Genomic DNA, 21,726 nt, shown 5'->3' with positions numbered 1-21,726 from the left:
CCCACCCGCAGGCAATACCCGACAACGAAACCATTGCCTGCGGATCACGATCAGGCTGTAATAATCAGGGTTAAAATAATATCGATATCCTACTTGGAATCCGAAAAGGCCTGCAGTTCTTCTTCAGAAGACCCCGTAGCCGCTGTTGCAGCTTCGCCCTCCTCCTCACTCAGCGCTTTCCTTCGCCACCAGTTGGCCAGCGTGGAGCCGGAGATATTCATCCACGGGCCAAACACCGCCGGTGCCAGTCCCACGGTCGCAATCTTGCCCATCTCCGCAGCCAGTCCCGAGGCCATGCCCCCGTTTTGCATGCCCACTTCGAGGGCGATCGTCCGGCACTCCTGCTCGTCCATCCCGAACAGGCGTCCCCCCCAGTAGCCCAGCAGGTAGCCGGCCGCGTTGTGTAGAATGGCCGCGCCAACCAGCAGCAGGCCGATCGACACCAGCGAATCGCGTCCCGCCGCGGTGATCACCGCAATAATCACGGCGATCCCCACCATCGACACCACCGGCATAATATCGTCCAGCCACCGGGCCTTCCCGTGCAGGAAGTGATTAAACGCCAGTCCCAGTACAATCGGCAGGATAATCATATTCAGGATACTCAGCATCATCCCCACCGCGTCGATGGGCACAAACTGCCCGGCCAGCAGCTGCATCAACAGCGGTGTTACAAAGGGGGAGACCATCGTTGCGGCCGCCGTCAGCGTAATCGACAGTGCCAGGTCCGCCTCCGCAATAAAGGCCATCACGTTGGAGGCCACCCCGCCCGGGCACGAGCCGATCAGTACCACGCCCGCGGCGATCTCCGCCGGAAAGCCGAAGCTCAGCGCCAGGCTGATGCCCACTAATGGCATGATCGTGAACTGGCAGGCCATCCCGATCAGGACACCGCGGGGCCGTTTCAGCACGCCTGCGAAATCGCTCAGACTCAGCTGCGTGCCCATTCCGAACATAATGAGCTGGATCAGCGGAACAATCAGCCGGCTGGTCTCAAAGCCGCCCACTTCGGTAATCAGCCCGGGGTAAAACATCGCCAGCGACACCGCCGCAAAAATCCAGATCGAAAAGGAAAACGACTTGAAGAGCGTGTCTGTGGACCGCACGCCCAGGGCCAGCGTGGCGAACATAGCAATGGTGACCGGACCCAATACAGCGGGACCGTAGCCCGCCACCCACAGCCCCGTCAGGAGCACCACGCAGCCCATGCTTACATATAACAATGCCTGGTATAATTTCTTCATCGTAGCGTTGTTTTTTAAATTGTTGGATTTCGGCTTGGGGTTAGCGGTCTCTGAAAAACCGTTTTTGGGGCCGGCCTCCGAATTTTCGCGAATTCAAAATCCTCCCCTACCTCTTATACTGGGGGTTAAGTTCGATCAGGGGTTGATATTGATCAAAGTTCCCGGTTTTGCAAGAACCCCCGGTTATGTTGTCACCACGTGCGCTGCTGAAGGTACTGCTTCATTTTTTCGATCGAGACGGGCAGCTGATCGATGCGGTTTTCCCTGAGCCATCCCAGAAAATCCTCCTCGATCTGATCGGTCCACTCCGTATCAATTTGTCCCGCGGTATACACCCCGGCCTCCATGCGCTGCTGGGCAAACTCATCCCGCAGTTTCACAATCTCTGCGGTAATGACCATGCCTTCCAGCAGGTGGGGCGGGATAAAGACAATGCCTCTCTTTTTGGCAAGCACCACGTCCCCCGGCATGACGCTCACCTCGCCGATTCGGATCGGCACGTTGATCCCGGTGAGCATGGTTTCTTCAAGAAAAGACGGGTGCCAGTCGCGGACAAACGCATTGAACCCCTCCAGCTTTTCCAGGTCCTCCCCATCCCGGAGCGAGCCGTTGAAAATGACGCCGTTGCCTGAATTGTCAAAAATAGAATTACCCAGATTACTCCCAATCAGGGTCCCCTGGGCAATCTTCCCATAAGAGTCAGCCAGGTAGACATCTCCCTCCCGGAGCATATCAATCGGCCAGGTATTCATCGGCCCCACATGCCCGGCCTCGGTCCCCTCGCGCTCCAGGCGCTGCATAATATCCGGTCGCTTGGGCATATACTGGGCCGTGAGCACCTGTCCCACGATGGGACGGTCGGGATGGAGTTTCTTCCAGCCGCCTTCATACTGGTTGTTATAGCCCTGTTCATACAGGTACTGCCAGGCATCCTCCAGCCTGATCTGTTTCAGCCGTTCCAGCAGGGCATCGGAGACGTCGGGGCGCCCGTCCGGCATCCGATCCCCCTCCCACTCCGAGGTGTAAAACAGGATCTCCTCTTTCGGGGCGACCAAATGGTCATCAGCCGGCGACTGTGCCACGGCCGCTGTGACCAGCAGCAGCGGCATGACTAAGGTACATATCAACACGCGTATCTTCATAAAACAATGTTCTTTTATTACTATGTTCTGATTCTAATGGGTCTTGTAACCAAATCGTACTATAAAAAAGCTTAATTACTTACCATGGGATTGTTCCTTCTGCCTGTATGTCTTTATTCAGGATAATAAGCCGATGATGCCCGGCCAGGATCCAAAGGACCTCTCACCGTAGACCCCGGAAAAAGGTTGACCGGCGTACCGGGCGACTGAAATCCATGGATTTCAAAAAGATCCCCTGTCACTCTTCCTCTTCATCCCAGGGCGAAGCCGCCAGCCCGTTGAGATCGTAGACGACTTCCCCCTCCCGTATCGTCAGTTCCGTCTCCAGTTTTCTGTCGGCCCCCGGCTTCAGGTTACCTCGCGAGTCGACAAAGCCAAAGTCCCCCTCCCGCATACCGAAGACGGCCACGTCGGCCACCGCCCCCTCGCTCAGGTGACCCAGATCCTCGCGGCCGATGACCTGCGCCGGGGTCCACGTGGAGGCCTCAATTACTTCTCCCAGCGACATGCCCATATCCATCATCTTCGAGACCACATTCAGCATGTTCTTCATCCCGTCGTTCATGCTCCCCGTATGCAGGTCCGTGCTGATGGTCGTGGGACGCAGTCCCTGCTCGAAGGCCGGAATGGCTACGGGGTAGAAAAAGCTGCCCCCGCCGTGGCCCACGTCAAACACTATGCCCCGGTCCCGGGCTTCCAGCATGCCCTCCCGGAGCTCCTTGTCCTCGTCAATCACCGCCTGGCGGGCTCCATCGGGATCGACGCTGCCGCCGTACATGTGCGTATAAATATCGCCGGGACGCAATACCTCCAGCAGCAGCTTCTCCAGCGACAGCGGAGGGGACGCACTGCCGAAGTCCACCATCACCGGCACGCCGGCACGCTCGCCGGCCTCCACTGCCTGCTCGTAGGGCCCCCACTCATGACCACGGTAGTGGGCAATTTTAACCCCCACCACCTCCGGGTGCTGCCGGGCCACCAGGGCCGTCATCTTCGGGTCCATATCGTCGTTATTTTGCTCAATAACGCCCCCCTTCATGCCGCTGCCGATAATATTCAGGAACGCCAGCACGCGGGTCCGGGAGCGGTCGATGACCTGCTCTTTGAAATGATCGAAGTTCCGCCAGCCCGCGCCTCCCACATCCACGGTGGTCGTGACCCCGGCCCGGAAGGTAAAGCCGTCGGGGGGAAGAGCCGTAAAGCTGTTGCTCAGGTACGCATCCGGCTCGGTGCCGTGGTAATGGTGCCCGTGGAGGTCGATCAGCCCCGGGGTGACGTACAGCCCGGACGCGTCAACCACGGTTTCGGCTTCTGCCGGGGACAGGGAAGCGGACACTTCCACGATCTTCCCGTCGCTGATGCCCACGTCCATCGGCTCGTCGATGTTATTTTTGGGGTCGATCACATGTCCGCCTTTCAGCAGCAAATCGTAGGACTGGGCCTGTAGGACGGAACTGAAAGCAAGCAGCATCCATCCCAGCAGCGCAATTCTGGTGATTGCCGCGAAGCCGGTGTTGCGGGTCCCCGTGCAACGGTCACATACCGCGGTTTTTATTGTTGCCATCACTGATCATTGGTTAAGAGTTATAGAGAGTTCGTGTGTCATATGCTCTGCAAGAGTACCAGAGAAAAAGGCCTGTATAGCCGGGCCTCACGTAATAAAGGGACCATTACTCATTTAAAGCCGCGATACAATCGATTTCCACCAGCGAGTCGCCCGGAACCCCGCCGTAGGTCGCAACGGTCGTACGCACGGGAGGATTATCCCCAAAACGTCCCCGGTAGGCGTCGTTCATCTCGTCATAGTCGTCGAGGTCAGCCAAATAGACATTTACTTTCAGCACGCGGTCCATCGATGATCCCGCCTTTTCCAGCTCTTCCTCCAGCGAGTTAAGCACCTCGGTCGTATGCTTGGTGATATCTCCCTCTTCGTGGTATCCTTTCCCCGCAATGTATACGAGTCCGTCGTGGGTCACCGATCCCGAAAAGAGCGGGACCTCCTGTCCCCCGGCACCCGAGGCAGGCATGCGCTTGATCGAACGGTCTTTTTTATCCGACGGCGCAGCCTGGGCCACGCCGAACATGCCGGCCACGCCGGTCAGCAGTCCCGCAAACAGTGATTTAATGATGGAGCGTCGCGATTGGTTTTCATTTGAAAAATCCATAAGTCTATAATTTAGTAGTTAATGTAAGTTAAAGGTTCGTTTGTATATATAATAGTTATATCAGTCGTTTTTCAGCATCCAGCTTCGTCCCGGCTGTTCGACCCGGAACGACTGGATATTGCCAACATCGGCAACGGTAACGTACACCGTCCGGCCCTCCGGTCCCCCGAATGCCAGGTTCGTGGTATTTTTACCCTCAACCATTGGTATTTCAAGGAGCACTTCGCCCTCCGGGGAGACCTTTACGACCGTCCCTTTCCCATGACGGGTAATATAAAGATTACCAGCGGTATCGCAACGCATGCCATCCATGCCGTTGTCAGAAAATTCAATCAACAGACGCTTATTGCTAATAGCTCCCTCCTCCGACAAGTCATACGCCCATACCTTTCGCTGTACCGACTCATTGACGTACAGCGTTTTCCCGTCCGGGCTGACTTCAATGCCGTTGGTGGTACCCATATTCTTTTCCAGGAGGGTGGTCGTGCCGTCGGGATCAATACGCCACAGCTGGCCGGTGGACTCACTCCAGTTCGGGTCACTGGCGTACAGGAGGTCATTTGCTCCGATAGCGATATCATTGGGCTGATTCATCTCCGGTTCATGGGCATAGGTAGTAATCTCTTTGCTATCCATGTCGACCTTCAGGATATTGTGATTCACATAATCCGCGATCAGCATCTCCCCCTCGCTGTTGAACCTGATCCCGTTGCCGATACTCCCGTCGGACAATTCCACAAATACACCGGCTTCTCCCTCCGGCGTCACTTTGCCGATCGTATGCTGCCGGTCATAATTAACCGCATACAGGTTTCCATCACCGTCCACGGCCGGACCTTCGGCACCGGAGGTAAAGCTGCCGGGTTCCGTAAAATGTTCAGCGGTATATATATAGGTTTCCAGTTCTGCCGGTTTTGAGGTAACACACCCGCTGCCGGCCACGACAGTGATGATACAAAAGACGGGCAGCAGCGCTGCACCCCATATCCTGAGAGAATGCGATCTGTTTATCTGCTTGTTACTCATAAAAATAATATTGTAAATGTAAGCTAAGACATTTAATCATGATTGAAACCTTATGTAAGAAGCGGGCGGAAACGGCCCTCAGTAAACAGGATCAATCACCCAACGGGGAGAGGATCTTCTACCGCTCCCGGCTTCCATGGAGACAGGAGCCGGCTTTTTAAACGGCTTGCTCCAGGACCTCCCGGATCCTCCGGGCCACAATATCCACCTGCTCCGGCTTCATCATTACGACCGTAATATATAAACCTTCATCGTTCGATGATATCTCTATTCTGGGTTTTCCTTCTTTCAGTTTCTTCACGACCTCTTCTGGACTTATCCCGACCTGGCTTTGATCCCAGCTTAACTGCAAGTCCGGAAAGTGATTCGCCGGTCCTTCATTCACCTTGAGTTCACCGCTTACGGATGGGAGAGTTTCCGCTTCCTCTGCAATCGTTTCGGTCCATCCGACCCATTCCTCCCACTGTTGTTCATGGTCCCGCTCCAGGTAGGATTCCAGGGCGACCATCATGCCGAAGATCTCCTCTTTATTCACCTTCATCCCCCTTCCTATGGAATTCGAATGCGGGTTATGGTTCAGCTTGGCCGCTTCGATGAGATCGTTCCGGCCGTACAGCAGCCCCGCACTTTGCGGTCCCCGAATCGCCTTGCCCCCGGAGAACGTAACCAGGTCAAACCCGATCTCAATATACTTGAATAAGTTTTCCGGCGGGGGCACGTCCGCAGCCGCATCGATAAAGGAGGGGATGTCGTGCTTTCGGCTGATAGCTACAAATTCCTCGTGGCCTATGCTGTGCTCGAATCCGCCAAACTGGGCAGCCGCGTTAAAGAACAGGGACATCACCGTCCGATCATTGATGGCCTCTTCCATCTCCGCAGCGCTTTCTACCTCAACCATCCTGATGCCTGTGTTCCGAACCGCGTGATCATAACTGTACCGGTGTCGTTTCTGGATGATCACTTCCCGCCGGGGTCCCGGCAGGTTGGGAAGCTTTTTAATCTTTTCTTCATCCGTCCCGGTAATCGTCGCTGCCGTACCCAGGGTGAGAGCTCCGGCAGCCCCGGAAGTGACCATAGCTGCTTCACAGTTCAGCAACTCGGCGATGCGCCGGCCTACTTTATCCTGCACTTCATACAGGTTGGCAAACTCATCGGAGGTAGACTTGATGGCCTTCACCACCTCCGGCTGCATCAGCGAGCCGGACAGAAAGGTTAGTGTGCCCCTCCCGTTTATCAGCGTTTCAATGCCCAGCTCCTCAAACAGGTCCCTTTCAGCTACCGCCGAAACCGACGAAGTTGAGGCGGTTTGAGCATCAGCATCTCCTATCTTAGCTGCCGCAATTCCACCAAAGAGAGGAAATCCGGCCAGTATTTTCAACATTTTTTTCCGGCTAATCATAACGATCTTGGTTTTACATTAACATTTTGACGTTAGTTCTGCATGCGCTGGCGAATATCGTTCACTTCTTCCGGGGTAACGGCACTTGCGTCATTATCAAAATTCTGCCGGATATACGTCAGCACCTCAGCGACCTCCTCATCGCTTAAAAAACTGTGCTGAGGCATCACATTATTGTATTGCTGTCCCTTGACCTCGATACTGCCTTCCAGTCCGTTCAGGATGACCCCGACCAGTCGATTCTTGTCGCCGGTCACCCAGTCCGTGCCAGCCAGCGGAGGAAACCGGTCCGTCCCCTGTCCATCACGCTGGTGACAGGAGGCACAATAGGTTCGGTATATCTGCTCCCCGCCCGCGATCTCCCCCTTTTGTAAATTATCTTCTTCTGGATCAGGCCGGCGAATATTGCTTGCGGTCTGCTTTTCCTCTCTCATCCGGGCCAGCTGCTCCTCCCCGAACGCCGCTTTGTCCCCGGTAAAGCTAACTTTCCAGATCCGCCCGTTTCGGTCTTCCGTAATATACAGGGAACCGTCAGGGCCAACGGCCAGTCCCGAGGGACGGTGTTCGGCATCGCTGGTGTTGATAATCGGGTCTGTTTCGGCAAAACCATTGGCAAACACTTCCCACTCCCCGGATATTTTTCCATTTTCGAACGGCACAAAAGCAATAAAATACCCCGCCTGGGGATAGGGACTTCGAATCGTGGAGCCATGCCAGGCGATAAAGGCTCCATTCCGGTAATGCTCCGGAAACTGATCGCCCTGGTAAAAAAGCAGGTCATTAGGTGCAAAGTGACCCGGAAATCCCAGTATGGGATCATCATATTCACGGCACCGTCCCACCGTTTCGCCGTCTCCCCCGTACTCCGGGGCCAATACTTTCTTTTGCTGAATATGATCGTAATAGCAATAGGGCCAGCCGAAATCAGATCCCTCGGTGACTCTCATGAACTCCTCTGAGGGCAGCACGGCATTCTCCCAGGGAGAAAATTCATTCGGAAACAACCGGTGCAAATCGTCCCGGCCGTGCATCACAAGATACAAATGGTCATCAGCCGGGTTCCAGCTCATCGCAACGATGCTTCGCACTCCTGTGGCAAAGCGTTCGCCGTCTCCCTGCTTTTGATTCTTTTTGTCATCTTCAAACCGCCAAATTCCGCCGTGATTCTCGAGTATCGGGCAGGGGTCCAGTCCGGGGATCCCCGGCGTTCGCTTGGGCTCCTGGCATGCGTTGTTCGGAGCGCCAAAAGGCACATACATGTGGCCCTTTCCATCAAATGCAAGGGGTTTGGTATTGTGTTCATGGTCGCCGTGTTCATGATCATCGATCAGAATGGTATCCACTTCTGCATCGGGGAGCAGCTGACCGGGAATAAGTTTTTGGCGGTAAACACGCAAGCTGGAAGTATAGTAAAGATAGCCGTCATGGATGGTCATTTCGGTTTCCGCAAAATTTCCGTCCCTGTTGCCGAATCTCTTGACGACATCCATGACGCCGTCCCCGGTGGTGTCACGCAGCGCCAGGGCTCCCTTTTGATCGTCGGAGGACTTCATTTTTACATAAATGTCTCCATTATCATTAACAACCAGGTGGCGGGCTTTGCCGATGCTGTCGGCCACGATGGTAACTTCAAATCCCTCCGGCACCAACAAACCGGCATTCTCGGAATCCGTATTGGTACCGGTACCATCATCCGCTACCCTGCAGTTTGTCAACAGGACAACCAAAAGAAAAAACGGTACTATTTTCAGGGGAGAATTAGCTATTCGGTTCATGCCATTTGGTTGGAAAAATAATTTAACATTTTCTGGATATTGTTAGCGCCTGGCTTCTGTGCAACAATTAAGAACGCACCCGTCTTTTTAGGGACTTACGGCATGCCGCAGTATCCCTCCCAAGAGGTGTTTATGCCACAGAAACGCGGAGGCAAGCAGGGTTTGTATGAGAAGAAAGCCGTAAAAACTACTCGCCCACTTCTACGATCATATCAATTTCAACCGGTATGTTGCCCGGCAGCGAACCCATACCTACAGCAGCACGGGCGTGTTTTCCTTTTGGGCCGAACACTTCAACCATCAGATCAGAAAAGCCGTTGATGACCTGCGGGTGCTCCGTAAAGTCACTGGTGGCGTTGACCATACCGAAAACCTTGACCACGCGTTTGACCTTGTTGAGGTCGCCGATTTCGGCTTTAAGGGAGGTCAACAAAGAAATAGCCGTTAAACGAGCCGCCTGCTGGCCCTCTTCAATAGAAAGCTCCTCTCCCACTTTGCCGATCACCTGGCTTCCATCCGGCTTATCGGGACCGTGCCCCGACAGAAAGATGAGATTGCCGGTTCGCACGCTGGGCACATAGTTCGCCACAGGCGGGGTGGGTTCTTCGTCGAGTTCGATACCCAGCTCTGACAGCCGTTCCTCGACATCGTAATCATAATTGTCGGGCTCGTTATCGCTGACCGGCTGACCGGCGTCATTGGAGCCGCAGGCAAGCAGGGTAACAACCAGAAAGAATAACAGAGCAGGTGTTGCCAGACTTCTGTAAAGAGTGTGTTTCATAAATGCGGAGAGGTTTGATAAATATTAACAGAGCTAAAAAAAGTTTGATACATCGATTATAACATACATGTCATCAGACTACAGAAGAGCAGTATTACTCTAACTAATAGGTATAACAGGGAGTAAAGGGGTTCCTTTACTCCCTGTTACGTACTATATATTACTTTTCTAATCTAATCTCTACTTTGCGTCCCACCAAAGTTCGGTAGTCTCATCATCCGATCCGGATGACAGTAACTGTACTGCATTTTGCACAGCCTCTGCATTATCCGAGTATTCACTGCTGACAAAAGGAATACGTTTTACCCGGTCAGTTACCGGAATATCGGAGTTCAGGGAATTAATCGGGTCGTACAGGGTGGGGTATCCCGTTCGGCGGTATTCCGCCCACGCTTCCATGCTGTTGGGATAGAGCGCAAGCCATTTCTGGGTAATAATCTGCTCCAGTCTCTGCTCTACACTGCCAGAATTATTAAAGGCCACCGGAATGTCGGACAAGGCCGGGCTGTTCCACACATCATCCGGGGAGGCGGGCGTATTACCGCTTTCTATGTAGGCCTCGATCTCTGCAGAAGAAGCCGAGGTATTTTCCTGCATGGAGAGGCGAATACCCTCTTCATACAACTCTTCGGCCGTTCCATTCATATTCCAGCCGATCAGCGCTCCTTCGGCTCTCAGGAAATAGACTTCAGAAGCATCCATAATATCGATAGCGGGATTGGAACCGCCACTGCTACTATTCATCCAGTCGATGCCCATATCCGAATACCGGTCGTTTAGACCCTCCTTTTCTTCTCCTTCACCTACGCCTGCCTCTTTCTGGGTTTTGGGCAAGCCGTTGCGGAATCCTTCGTAGGCGCTACCGTCCCCGTCCTGATCCCCATTGGCCGCGGGCTGAAAGTATGTTGACCGGCGAGGATCTTCATAGCCGTCAAGCGCGCTTTCCATGGCCGCACTCATGCGGAATTCGCCCCAGTCGGTAATGGTCGTATAGGGATTCCTGGAATTCTGGGTGGTCAGCAGATCGGCATTATCCGAATTGGCCATCATAACACCCGCGCTGACCGCTTTCTCGGCTTCGGTCTGTGCCAAATCCGGGGCAACATACCTGACTCTCATCGCCAGGCGAAGCCGCAGGGAGTTGGCAAACGTCAGCCACTGATCCACGTTTCCCTCGTAAATCTGGTCATTGCTGCCGAATGCATTGCCGCCCGCATTGGATTGCAGGACCGTGACCGCTGAATCGAGGGCGGCGAAAAAGTTATTGTACACTTCTTCCTGGGAATCGTAGGGTACGCTGGTCTCTCCATTGCCAAACTCCGAGTAAATAATGGGTCCCCAGTAGTCGGAAATGCGGTGATAGAGCTGTACCCTCATCACTTTGGCGATAGCATTCTCGAGGTCCATCCCGTTTTCGGCGGTAAAATTCTCGACAAAATCGAGCTGGGGTGCAGCCGTGCCATAGAAGCCATTCCAGGCCCCGTCCTGCCACCTCCCGATCATCACAAACTGATCAGAATCAAAATTTGCTGCCGTCGTTGCAAAATACTGGGCGTAAATATCCGCATGCAGCGACTGCATAAGCTGAAAAGGACCCGGACTTCCATACATCCCGAAAAACTGGGCCTGTGCAAAGGCCTGACCCAATTGAGGAGCCTCCAGGTTATTTGCGACCAGCTGGTCATCCGGCGTATTCAATTCCTCAAGGTCGTTGCAACCCGCCATAAAGAGCATGACCAGCAGACCCATGCTCACCATTGTAAGTGTATTATTTTTAAGTCTATTCATAATGTAATTCCCTTAAGACATTTGCATTAATATTATTTCTAAAAATCTATCTTGATGTTCGCACCGAACGTACGGCTTGATGGCGGAGTAAAGGATTCAAATCCTTCGGCCGCGGCATTCGTTCCGGTCATAAGGTCGGGATCCAGGTTCTCGGATGCCCGGTGGATAAAGAGCAGGTTTCTGCCCACCAGCGAGAATTTCACGTTGGAAACAGGAAGCGTGGAAATCAGGCTCTGCGGCAACGTGTAACCGAGCGTGAGCTCCCGCAACCGGGTGTTGGTGGCATCTACGACAAACGCTTCCCCCACCGGCGTATTACGTCCCCCGATCGATGTCCACAATTGCTGGGAACTGATTGGCGTGGTATTCTCGCTATACTCGGGATTTTCATCGGTCCCGCCGGTTCGCACCACCGCATCAAGATTACTGTAAATGTCCCTTCCGAACACCATACCCCCTTCACGCCCTTTCAGCGTTTGCTTGGTCAGGCCATCGTCAAACAGGATGGCATTCGTAAGAGAAGCAATGCTTCCTCCCTGGCGGTGATCGATCAGAAAGCTCATGCTCAGGTTCTTGTAGGAAAAAGTACTGCGAATACTTCCTCTCCAGTCGGGAGAAAAATTCGCGACGGGGACGGTCAGTCCGCCGGTTACCTCCGGAATGCCATCCTCTCCTACGATCACCCGTCCATCTTCTGTTCGCTCCCAGCCCCTGGAATAAACCTGTCCGAAGGGTTTACCCTCTTCAATGCGAAAAGCGCGAAGAAAATCGGTGGCCAGTGTCAGGCGAGGCTGATCTTCCGAAATCTTTTCCACCATATTTTCATTGGTAGAATAGTTCACGTTCAGATCCCAGTTGAAGTCCCGGTTTTGTACCGGCGTTGCGTTCAGAAGGATTTCATACCCTTCGTTTGATACATCTCCGCCATTCGTAAAGAAGGAGCTGGCGCCGGAGCCTACCGGTACAGCCACCTGGAACAGCTGATCCCGGGTATTGGTTTTATAATAGGTGAAATCCAGCCCCAGTCGATTTTCCAGAAATTGGACATTGGCCCCCAGTTCAAACGACTCCGTTTCTTCAGGTTTCAGGTTTTCATTGGGCAGGGTGGTGTCCAGCTGCAGAAAGCCGTTATTACCCCCGGCGGAAAGACTGGCGGTCCGGATGGTCATAAAAGGAGGGGCGCTGTTCCCCACCTTCGCCCAGGATCCCCTGATCCGAGCGTTATTTAGGACCTCCGGCATCCCGGGAATTAACTCCGTTAAACTTGCGGACAATCCGACTGAAGGATAGAAATACGATCGGTTGTCTTCGGGAAGGGTGGAACTGACGTCATTACGCCCGGAGACATCCAGGTAGATGGCATCCTTCCAGACCAGTTGTCCAAATGCATAGGCCGAATAAATGTCCATCGGGGATCCGATATTTTCGCTGGCCGCTACGTTCTGCGTATTGGAAATGGCAAAAAAGTTGGGGATCGTCAGGGCGTTATTCGTATTTGAACTCATACCGGAGTTACGCTCCTGCTTGATGTTCCCCCCGAGGTTGGCTTCCACATACCAGTCTTCGGTAAGATCCTGGTTGTACGAAAGCAGGAAATCACTGTTCCACTCATAGCCAGTGCTCTGGTTAATTTGATAATATCCATTCTGAGCGATTACATACGTATCGTTATAGCGCCTTATTTCGGCTTCTCCGCTTCCCCCGTCATAGGCGGAACGGACCATCAGGCTCAGGTAATCCGTAAAATCGTAGGTCAGCGAAGCCAGTGCATTAATGCGATCGCCGACATTCTCTCTAAGGTTCCGGTTCATAGTCCAGTACGGGTTCGCGCCTCCGTTGGAAAGCGGGTTCCAGTAGTGCTGGCGCCGGGTCCCCTCCGGTGTAAAATACTCAAAGTTTTCGGCATCCGCCGTCCGGATATTCCGCGGCATGCGGTAAATATGCCGGATAGGATTGGCAAAATTCTCGCCCGTAAACAATTGATTATCAATGCTCTGGCGCATATAAGACAGCTTGCTGTCCAGCGACAATTTGTCCGACAGCTGGCTGTTTACGCGGGCGCTGATGTTGTGGCGATCCAGTTCATTACCGGGCACCACGCCTTCTGAATTGGTAAAGGTATATGAGAAGAGAGCCTGAATATTCTCGCTTCCCATACTGGCCGTCAGGTTATTGGAGGAATTATAGCCGGTTTGAAAAGCATCCCGTACATTATCCGGCTGGGGGTTGAAGGCGTACTGTTCCCCGTCCCTTTCAGGATTCGGCGACCAGTGATCTACCATTCGTCCATCCATTCTGGGGCCAAAGCTCGACTCGGAGCTGGGAGCATATTCACCGGACGTCCCCTGACCGTACTGGTTCTGATATTCAGTTAACAACAGGGGATCCCTGAACATAAAATTGCTGCTGTAACTAATATCTATTTCTCCCGCCTGGCCTCTTTTCGTCGTAACGACGATCGCGCCGTTCTGGGCCTCACTACCGTAAAGGGCGGCCGCATTCGGTCCTTTCAGTACGTTGATGCTTTCTATAATATCCGGGTTCATATTGCTGATATCCCCGCGAATGGGCACCCCGTCGACGACATACAGCGGCTGGCTGCTCCCCGAAATAGATCGGTTCCCGCGGAGAACCACCCGGGTATCACCGCCGACCCCGGTACCGGCCTGGTTTATCTGCATTCCCGCCACTTTACCGGAAAGCGAGTTCACGACATTCAACTCCCGTGCTTCCGTCAGCGATTCGCTGTCCACACTTTCCGTACTGTAGGTCAGTGACTGCGTTTCCCGTTCTATACCGAAAGCCGTAACGACCACTTCTTCACCCGATATGGCCTGAGGTACCAATTCAACATTTATGGTCGTGCGTCCATTGATAGGCACTTCCTGGGTCTGGTAGCCAATAAATGAAAAGATCAGGGTATCCTGCAATGACGGGGCATTAAACTCAAAAGCACCATCGGCATCACTTGAGGAACCAATAGTCGTCCCTTTGACCATCACGTTCACACCCGGCAGGGGTTCCCCGGTCTGGGCATCCGTTACGGTACCTGAGATCACTTCCATATATATCGTCTCTTCCAAAGCCAACTCTGCCGGAACGATCCCCAAGGTCCGGTGGGTAAGCTTTTTATAGGTAAAACCGAATTCGGTAAGCAACCGGTCAAGAATATCAAACAGATCACGATTCAGGTATAGTATCTTATTTTCAGACAGGTGCCGGTCGGCAAGCAGCTTGCTGTCAAACAAAAAGTTAACATTATACTCTTCCTCAACCAGGGAGAGAACCTCCTGCAGGCTGGTTCCTTCTGCAACTTCATGCAGGTTTTGCGTGCTCCAGTCGCTGGCAGTGACATATACATTATTGTTACTCTGGTTATTCTGGGCCGCCGTCCATTGCGTAAAAGCGACCAGAAAAACAATCAGACTTGCTATCCATTTGTACCTTTTCATAATCATGCCTTGTTTGTTCTTATTATTGTTTGATAATGAGGGTCTCCCCTGATCGATGAATTTGAATTTCGAAAACTTCCGCTACCGCACTCGTTAATCCTTCCAGGCTCCTGAAATCTACGGATCCGGACAGTTTTTTCTGCAACAGCTCATCGTCTTCTGCTTTAACTTCTACACCATAGGTGCGTTCAATCCGATTTGTCAACACCGACAGGGGCGTGTTATCGAAAAAGAGTTCATTCGTGGACCAGGAGGTGTATACCCTTGGATTTACCTCTTTGAGTTCTACCGTATTATCGGATTTACTGTAGCGTATCATCTGGCCGGGCTGTATGGTCGTTGCGGATTTTTCTGTGGCTTCAGCTTCTTCTGAAAGGATCCGTACTTCTCCCTCCTCCAAAACGACCCTGGTCCCAGTTCCGTAGGTATCCATCGTGAACCGGGTTCCCCAGACAGAAGCGGAACCATCTTCGGTATTAACGACAAAGGTAGGTTGCCCTGTAGTTCCCTGAGATGCAATAGAGAAATACGCTTCTCCCTCCAAATTAATTCGTTTTACCGGCTTTTCCAACCAGTTTTCCCGATAGGTGATTTTGGATTTGGGAGCCAGGATAAGGGTCGATCCATCAGAAAGATTAATCGTCCTTTTTTCACCATACTCCGTTTGAACAGTTCGCAAAGCTACAGGCTCCTCTTCGGGTACCGGTTCCTGATACATATAAGCAGCCAGGCCCATAAAGGCCCCGACCAAAAGAACGGCCGCCGCTTTTAAGACCATACTGAGCGGATCGCGATTTTGGTCGTTACTCATCTTCTGTGCTATCCCTCGCGCTTCCTTTTTTGAGGCAACCTCACGATAAATGTTCTTCCATTCAGACTGAACATCAGGCAGCACCGGATCCCCGAAAGAGAAACCCGTAATTCTTTTTTGAGCTTCTTTCGCCAATTTCCGGTTCTGTTCGCTTTTCTGAACCCACCGGTTCCACCGCTTAGCCTGGCGGCGATTCAAATCTCCCTCCACCCACCTGACAAAGGAGGGGTCATCAAGCAATTGCCCTATGATATGCCTTTTTTCTTTCACGCTGAATCATCGGTTTGAAAAAATCTTCATTCACTACCATAGAGCAATTCAAATCATTTTGTACTCACCCTAATTTTATTTTTTTCTATTTACACTGAAAAGGCGGTTATATGACGTTAACGATACCTTGTGACGTAAACATTACTTCAGGAAGCGCTCTACTACAGGTGAAAATGGCTGCTCTTGTGTGCGGGCATTACTGAAACAAGCTCGAGTTGTTCGCGCAGTCTCCATTCAGGAACGGCTGACACGCAAAGCCGAACGAACGGTTGTTCAACATTCGCTTTATAATGAACCACAACGATTCAAAACACTTCAAAAAGGAACAAACAAGAGAATGAGAGCGGATAGGAGTCTATCTGTCTTAGGGGACGCGGGGAGGGTCAGACGGGTTGAATCAAATTTTTAATTTTTTTTGAGGCAAATAGTGGATCTCTTTAACGAAAGAACGTCGGAACCCGGCCATATTAGACGGAATCGCAATAGATTTTGCTACGTCCGACAGGCTTTTAGATGGCAATTTCAGAAAATTGATCGTTCATAATTTTCTTCAGCCTTTTCACCGCCCGGTACATATGATTACGTATGGACTGATAATTGATCCCCAGAATTTCTTCTATTTCGTCATAACTCATACCGTTAAAATATTTCAGGTAAAGCACCTCTTTCTGTCGATCGGGAAGGGAATCAAGGGCCTTGTACAAGGCATTTCGCTTATCCGCTTTTATTTCGTCCCTGATGATGACCTCTTCCGGCGAAAACTGGATATCGACCGTGGTATGTACTTTTTCGTCCCAGTCTACATAATGTTTTCGCTTTTTCCTGATCTTCTTCAGCAGACTTCTACGCAGGGAAGCCAAAAGATAGGCCTTGACAGATTCTACCTCATCCAAATGTGCTCTGCGATCCCACAGTACGACAAAAAGTTCATGAATACAGTCTTTGGTGAACTCCGGCCGAGACGACAATTTTATACCGTAGCCATACAGATCCTTGTAAAACAACTTAAAAATCTGTTCCCAGGCCTTCAAATCGCCCTTCAGAAAAGACTCCCAGAGTCGCTGCTCATTTGACGTGTAATCTACCATGTTCTACCTATCCTTTTAAAATAAAAATACAAGAAATTAGGCTGTAACTAATCTTCCATATAAATTTATTTATTCCTGTTGCAGATCCCTCCTTACCAGGCCACCAAAGTTTATATTCGCCTTTCGCACTATTTTTTTATAGCCAATCTCTTCTTATAGTCTAATTAAATGATAATAATGGACTATTGCCAATTAATAAAGTACCTCCAATATACATCCTAAATAATTATGATCTGTCATCCGCCTTTATTTTTTTTAAAAGCCTCAATGCAAGCAGACCGTAATACGGTTTCTGTAAGCAGCTTATGCTCCGGGAATCCAGGCCCTTCCGCCTTTTATTCAAAACCGGTAACATCAGCGTAACGTTCAGCCTGAATAGGATAAGTACGACGGGATGGAAAGTCTAAAGGATATGGTGATACGGGATAACCCGGATTTCCCGTACAACTAAATTCTTGGTGAGAAACCAGGATTAACCCAAACAAAAAAGGCGATGGATAACCCACCGCCTTTTCTATACAAATACTACTATGTCGCCGCCTGATCACATGGTCATCAATTCTGGACTTGTGCTTCCAGCTGCTTTTTAAGCTGTGCCTTCGGCACGGCTCCTACGATCTGGTCGACCACTTCCCCATCCTTAAAAATGAGCAGGGAGGGGATACTTCGAATGCCGTATTTGGTCGATGTTTCGGGATTGGAATCCACGTCCACTTTCCCGACTTTGGCTTTGCCTTCAAATTCACCGGCCAGTTCCTCCACGACGGGACCCACCATCCGGCACGGGCCACACCATTCGGCCCAGAAGTCCACCAACACAGGAGTGTCGGAATCCACATTCAGGACATCCTCTTCAAACGATTCATCTGTAAATTCAAGTGCTTTACTCATAATAACATCTTATTCGTTAGTTAAGGTTAAACTCTTTAATTATTTCAGATCAATATCGTACAATATATATTGACAATCATATCATTTCTTGCTATAGGGCAGATTGCAAAAACTTATCTCCCGTTACCGGCGCTTCGCTTCAGGGCCACCGATCCCTTGCCCAACAGGGACTTGAGTCCGCCCATCAACTCTTCGTTGGGATCGACTACAAACTTCCGAACGTGCATGACAAAGGGGCGTTTGGCCTCCCTGCTCAACACATTAAAGCGCACATTCGTTTGTCCCAGGTTCTGCTCAAACAGACTGGCCATCTCGTGCAGCTCCTCCTCACCTATCTGCGAGGTGTCAATATCCAGTTTCAGCTCAATCTGATCCTGGTATTTCTCTCGCATGCTTTCGATTCGTTCAAAACTGTTGGCGATAATCTGCGGTTTACCGCGGCGGGTGTCAATGCTGCCATCAACCACCACCAGGGTATCGACCTGGATCATTCCCAGGTTACGGTCATAGACCTCGTTGAAAGCAATCACCTCTACGGTCCCGTGCAGGTCCTCCATCTGCAGAAAGGCAAAGGGACGTCCTTTTTTATCGGTTACCCGCTTGACCTGCGTGATAATGCCCGCGCAGCGCACATCGGTACGATCGTTGAGCTGCTCCAGCTCCCCGGCATCGAGCGTATGCGAGCAAAACATTTCCACATCTTCTTCATACTTGCGCAGCGGGTGTCCGCTCAGGTAAAAGCCGATCAGCTCGCGCTCTTTGTTGAGCCGCTCAATATTGGACCACGGCTGAATCTCTTCCAGCACCGGCTCATCAATAGCCGAAGCATTGCCGCTGCCGTCCCCGAACAGGTCGGACTGGTTGGAGTTCTCCATCTCCTGTACCCGCGAACCATAGCTGATGATCACCTCCATATTGTGAAGCAGCTGCCGGCGGTTCTTATTAAAATCATCAAAGGCGCCCGCCTGGATCAGGCTCTCGAGGGTCCGCTTATTGCAAATTCTCGAATCAATGCGGCGGGCAAAATCATATATGGATTCAAAGGTACCGTTTGCTCTGCGCTCTTTTACGACTTCCTCAACGGCATTGGAGCCCACCCCCTTGATCGCCTCCATCCCGTACTGGATACGTCCGTCCACGGCCACAAACTTGCCGGCACCCGTATTAATATTCGGCGGATCCACCGTGATGCCGTTGTGGTAGCACTCCTCGATGAACTTGGATACCTTGTCAATATCCCCCATGTTATGGGTCAGTACGGCCGCCATATACTCCGGGGTATAGTTGGCCTTGAAAAAGGCCGTTTGATAGGCCACCACCGAATAAGCCGCCGAATGCGACTTGTTGAAACCGTAGTTCGCAAACTCGGCCATGATATCGAAGAGCTCTTCGGCCTTATCCGCCGATACCCCGTTCTCGATGGCCCGCTCGGTGAAGACCTTCCGCTGTTTGGCCATCACCTTCTGCTTCTTCTTTCCCATGGCGCGACGCAGCAAATCCGCTTCGCCCAGGGAATAGTTGGCAATAATCTGGGCGGCTTTCATAATCTGCTCCTGGTAAATCATAATGCCGTAGGTCGGCTTCAGCAGCTCCTCCAGGTCGGGATGCGGGTATTCCACTTCGCTTCGCCCGTGCTTGCGATCGATATATTCGGGAATAAACTGCATCGGTCCCGGCCGGTACAGGGCGTTCATGGCGATGAGATCGTCCAGTGACGTCGGCTTCAGCTGTTTGAGATATTTCCGCATGCCGTCGGACTCAAACTGGAAAGTCCCGATCGTATTTCCTTTCTGATACAGCTCGAAGGTCTTCTCATCATCCCGGGGAATCTCATCCAGTTCGTAATGAACGCCGTGGTTCTCTTCCACATACTTAATGGCCGTTTTCAGGATGGACAGCGTTTTCAACCCCAGGAAATCCATTTTCAGCAGTCCGCATTCCTCGGCGTGGGGACCGTCGTACTGGGTAATCAGTTCCTTGTCTTTGGACAGCGCCACCGGGACATATTCACTGATCTCGCCGGGCGCAATGATCACGCCCGCCGCATGAATGCCGGTCTGCCGCGCCGATCCCTCCAGGGTCCGCGCGAAACGCATCATCTTCTGTATTTGCGGGTCGGGATGCTCGAAGAGCTGCTGGATATCCTTGGCCGACTCCGGGTTTTTTCGGCTGTCCAGTACATCTTCAAACTCCGTAAAGCCGGGACCGTCCGGAAACATCTTGGTGATGCGGTTCACCTCCTCCAGCGGAACACCCAGCACGCGTCCCACATCGCGGATTGATGTCTTGGCCTTCATGGTGCCATAGGTCACAATCTGGGCGACATTATTGCGGCCGTACTCTTCCACCACGTAATCAATCACTTCCTGGCGGCCGCTGTCGTCGAAGTCGATATCGATATCGGGGGGACTCACCCGCTCGGGATTCAAGAATCGTTCGAACAGCAGGTCGTGTTCCAGCGGATCGATATTGATGATGCCCAGGCAGTACGCCACAATGGAGCCGGCGGCCGATCCCCGGCCGGGCCCCACAAACACGTCACGGCGGCGGGCTTCGGTGGTAAAATCCTGCACAATCAGGAAGTAGCCGACAAAATCCATCTCTTTAATGATCGTCAGCTCCTGCTCAATCCGCTCGCTTACCTGCTGGGTTATCTCCCCGTAGCGCTCCCGGGCGCCGTCGTAGGTAAGCTGGCGCAGATAATCGTACATCGAATCGTACTCGTCGGGGATACTGTAATGCGGCAGCAGCAGTTCCGAGCTGAGATCAATATCCTCGACTTTTTCGATAATCTCGTTGGTATTGTCGATGGCCGAGGGCTGGTCGTCGAACAGCTCCTCCATCTCTTCCGGGCTCTTCAGGTAGTAATCGGTGTTCAGATTGTTGTTGTCATCGGTAAACCGGAAACGATTGGGGTCATCAATATCGGCATTGGTCTGCAGCGCCAGCAGAATATCGTGCGCCTCCGAATCTTCCTCATCCACATAATGCGAGTCGTTCGTGGCGACCATCTTCACGTTATATTCTTTTGCCCACCTGACCAGCACCTCGTTACACCGGTTTTGGTCTTTCAGCCCGTGCCGCTGCAGCTCGATGTAATAATCATCCCCGAACACGTTCAGGTACCATTCAAACAGCGGCCGCGCCTGACTTTCTCCCTCCTTAATGATCTTCTGGTTGATTTCACTGGCGATGCAGCAGGTCGTGGCAATGAGTCCCCCGGCATGTTCCGCCAGCGTCGGCTTGTCAATGCGTGGCTTATAGTACATCCCCTCGGTATATCCCAGCGAACAAAGCTTGGACAGGTTGCGGTAGCCTGTCATATTCTTTGCCAGCAGCACCTGGTGATAGCGTGTGGTATCCTTCTTGTCGTCCATGCCCGAGGGCGTCACATAAAACTCGCAGCCGATAATCGGTTTTACGCCCTGCTTATGGGCTTCATTGACAAACTTGGGCACCCCAAACATATTACCGTGATCGGTAATGGCAATAGCCGGCATCCCTTCATTCTTCGACTTTTTGACAAGCTGGCTGATGCTGGCCGCACCATCGAGCATGCTGAATTGGGTGTGACAATGAAGGTGTGAAAAATCCATCCGGCTTACCTGAGGTTTGTGATCTTGTTCGCATTATTATACCATTCCTTAACCACAAAATTAAGGGAATATTTTGGAGAAATGAATCTCCTTTTTGATTTATCCCTCCCCCCCGGGGACGTGATACAGCTCCCAGGGCCCCCGGATCCCGGTGCCTTCCTTTATGCTGCCCTGTTACCATACAAAGTCTTTGAAAAACCAGACCCGAAGCATCGGGAAATTTCAAGGCCAGAGAGATTGCAGTCGCAGCATATCGACCACAGACGAAGATTTAATCGATCGATAGCGCCGACATTGA

Annotated in this window: 15 protein-coding genes; 1 reads left to right on the top strand and 14 read right to left on the bottom strand. The window is 52.0% G+C overall.

The window, feature by feature from the left end; genetic code table 11:
- Positions 1–89 precede the first annotated feature (89 nt).
- From BUB16_RS03870 to BUB16_RS03850, 5 genes are all read right to left on the bottom strand, one after another.
- Entirely contained in the window at positions 90–1,130 is a 1,041-nt protein-coding gene (locus BUB16_RS03870) for a bile acid:sodium symporter family protein (protein WP_280173639.1), read from the bottom strand.
- A 305-nt stretch (positions 1,131–1,435) separates the two neighbouring features.
- Positions 1,436–2,386, bottom strand: a complete 951-nt coding sequence (locus BUB16_RS03865) for an RraA family protein (RefSeq protein WP_073059672.1) — start codon at positions 2,384–2,386, stop codon at positions 1,436–1,438.
- Between the two features lie 238 nt (positions 2,387–2,624).
- Positions 2,625–3,857 (bottom strand): amidohydrolase/deacetylase family metallohydrolase, encoded by a 1,233-nt coding sequence (locus BUB16_RS03860; protein WP_073059934.1) that lies wholly within the window; start codon positions 3,855–3,857, stop codon positions 2,625–2,627.
- A gap of 199 nt (positions 3,858–4,056) precedes the next feature.
- Complete coding sequence (locus BUB16_RS03855; protein ID WP_073059670.1) at positions 4,057–4,551, bottom strand: RidA family protein; 495 nt, start codon at positions 4,549–4,551, stop codon at positions 4,057–4,059.
- 60 nt (positions 4,552–4,611) lie between these two features.
- On the bottom strand, positions 4,612–5,577 hold the full coding sequence (locus BUB16_RS03850) for an SMP-30/gluconolactonase/LRE family protein (RefSeq protein WP_084088016.1): 966 nt from the start codon (positions 5,575–5,577) through the stop codon (positions 4,612–4,614).
- Between the two features lie 38 nt (positions 5,578–5,615).
- Here BUB16_RS03850 and BUB16_RS22015 point away from each other — a divergent pair, with 38 nt between their 5' ends.
- Entirely contained in the window at positions 5,616–5,738 is a 123-nt protein-coding gene (locus BUB16_RS22015; protein WP_280173638.1) for a hypothetical protein, read from the top strand.
- Here the strand turns inward: BUB16_RS22015 and BUB16_RS03845 are convergent.
- From BUB16_RS03845 to dnaE, 9 genes are all read right to left on the bottom strand, one after another.
- Positions 5,735–6,976 (bottom strand): aminotransferase class V-fold PLP-dependent enzyme, encoded by a 1,242-nt coding sequence (locus tag BUB16_RS03845; protein ID WP_073059668.1) that lies wholly within the window; start codon positions 6,974–6,976, stop codon positions 5,735–5,737. The two genes, BUB16_RS22015 and BUB16_RS03845, sit on opposite strands and share 4 nt — an antisense overlap.
- 32 nt (positions 6,977–7,008) lie before the next feature.
- On the bottom strand, positions 7,009–8,751 hold the full coding sequence (locus BUB16_RS03840; RefSeq protein ID WP_073059666.1) for a PQQ-dependent sugar dehydrogenase: 1,743 nt from the start codon (positions 8,749–8,751) through the stop codon (positions 7,009–7,011).
- A 187-nt stretch (positions 8,752–8,938) separates the two neighbouring features.
- Positions 8,939–9,532, bottom strand: a complete 594-nt coding sequence (locus BUB16_RS03835; RefSeq protein ID WP_073059663.1) for a RidA family protein — start codon at positions 9,530–9,532, stop codon at positions 8,939–8,941.
- Between the two features lie 180 nt (positions 9,533–9,712).
- A complete protein-coding gene (locus BUB16_RS03830) occupies positions 9,713–11,320 on the bottom strand; it encodes a SusD/RagB family nutrient-binding outer membrane lipoprotein (RefSeq protein WP_073059661.1) in 1,608 nt (535 codons plus the stop codon).
- Positions 11,321–11,358: 38 nt separating this feature from the next.
- Entirely contained in the window at positions 11,359–14,772 is a 3,414-nt protein-coding gene (locus BUB16_RS03825) for a SusC/RagA family TonB-linked outer membrane protein (protein WP_211483082.1), read from the bottom strand.
- Positions 14,773–14,794: 22 nt separating this feature from the next.
- Positions 14,795–15,853, bottom strand: a complete 1,059-nt coding sequence (locus tag BUB16_RS03820) for a FecR family protein (protein ID WP_073059659.1) — start codon at positions 15,851–15,853, stop codon at positions 14,795–14,797.
- A 509-nt stretch (positions 15,854–16,362) separates the two neighbouring features.
- A complete protein-coding gene (locus BUB16_RS03815) occupies positions 16,363–16,941 on the bottom strand; it encodes an RNA polymerase sigma factor (RefSeq protein ID WP_073059657.1) in 579 nt (192 codons plus the stop codon).
- Positions 16,942–17,496: 555 nt separating this feature from the next.
- Entirely contained in the window at positions 17,497–17,832 is a 336-nt protein-coding gene (gene trxA, locus BUB16_RS03810; protein WP_170864275.1) for a thioredoxin, read from the bottom strand.
- 113 nt (positions 17,833–17,945) lie between these two features.
- Positions 17,946–21,428 carry a DNA polymerase III subunit alpha gene (gene dnaE, locus BUB16_RS03805; RefSeq protein ID WP_073059652.1) on the bottom strand — a complete coding sequence of 1,161 codons (3,483 nt, stop codon included), beginning with the start codon at positions 21,426–21,428 and terminating at the stop codon, positions 17,946–17,948.
- Between the last annotated feature and the right edge of the window lie 298 nt (positions 21,429–21,726).

Source organism: Fodinibius roseus (assembly GCF_900129315.1).
GTDB classification, from domain to species: Bacteria; Bacteroidota; Rhodothermia; order Balneolales; family Balneolaceae; genus Fodinibius; species Fodinibius roseus.
Note: the sequence above shows the minus strand (reverse complement) of the source record. Positions and strands in the feature narration are given on the sequence as shown.

Excerpts from the sequence above, each read along its gene's own strand:
- BUB16_RS03845 (WP_073059668.1), bottom strand. The coding sequence starts at position 6,976 with ATGATTAGCCGGAAAAAAATGTTGAAAATACTGGCCGGATTTCCTCTC.
- BUB16_RS03825 (WP_211483082.1), bottom strand. The coding sequence starts at position 14,772 with ATGAAAAGGTACAAATGGATAGCAAGTCTGATTGTTTTTCTGGTCGCT.
- BUB16_RS22015 (WP_280173638.1), top strand. The coding sequence starts at position 5,616 with ATGATTGAAACCTTATGTAAGAAGCGGGCGGAAACGGCCCTCAGTAAA.
- BUB16_RS03870 (WP_280173639.1), bottom strand. The coding sequence starts at position 1,130 with ATGTTCGCCACGCTGGCCCTGGGCGTGCGGTCCACAGACACGCTCTTC.
- trxA (WP_170864275.1), bottom strand. The coding sequence starts at position 17,832 with ATGAGTAAAGCACTTGAATTTACAGATGAATCGTTTGAAGAGGATGTC.
- BUB16_RS03850 (WP_084088016.1), bottom strand. The coding sequence starts at position 5,577 with ATGAGTAACAAGCAGATAAACAGATCGCATTCTCTCAGGATATGGGGT.
- BUB16_RS03830 (WP_073059661.1), bottom strand. The coding sequence starts at position 11,320 with ATGAATAGACTTAAAAATAATACACTTACAATGGTGAGCATGGGTCTG.
- BUB16_RS03815 (WP_073059657.1), bottom strand. The coding sequence starts at position 16,941 with ATGGTAGATTACACGTCAAATGAGCAGCGACTCTGGGAGTCTTTTCTG.
- BUB16_RS03860 (WP_073059934.1), bottom strand. The coding sequence starts at position 3,857 with ATGCTGCTTGCTTTCAGTTCCGTCCTACAGGCCCAGTCCTACGATTTG.
- dnaE (WP_073059652.1), bottom strand. The coding sequence starts at position 21,428 with ATGGATTTTTCACACCTTCATTGTCACACCCAATTCAGCATGCTCGAT.
- BUB16_RS03865 (WP_073059672.1), bottom strand. The coding sequence starts at position 2,386 with ATGAAGATACGCGTGTTGATATGTACCTTAGTCATGCCGCTGCTGCTG.
- BUB16_RS03855 (WP_073059670.1), bottom strand. The coding sequence starts at position 4,551 with ATGGATTTTTCAAATGAAAACCAATCGCGACGCTCCATCATTAAATCA.
- BUB16_RS03835 (WP_073059663.1), bottom strand. The coding sequence starts at position 9,532 with ATGAAACACACTCTTTACAGAAGTCTGGCAACACCTGCTCTGTTATTC.
- BUB16_RS03840 (WP_073059666.1), bottom strand. The coding sequence starts at position 8,751 with ATGAACCGAATAGCTAATTCTCCCCTGAAAATAGTACCGTTTTTTCTT.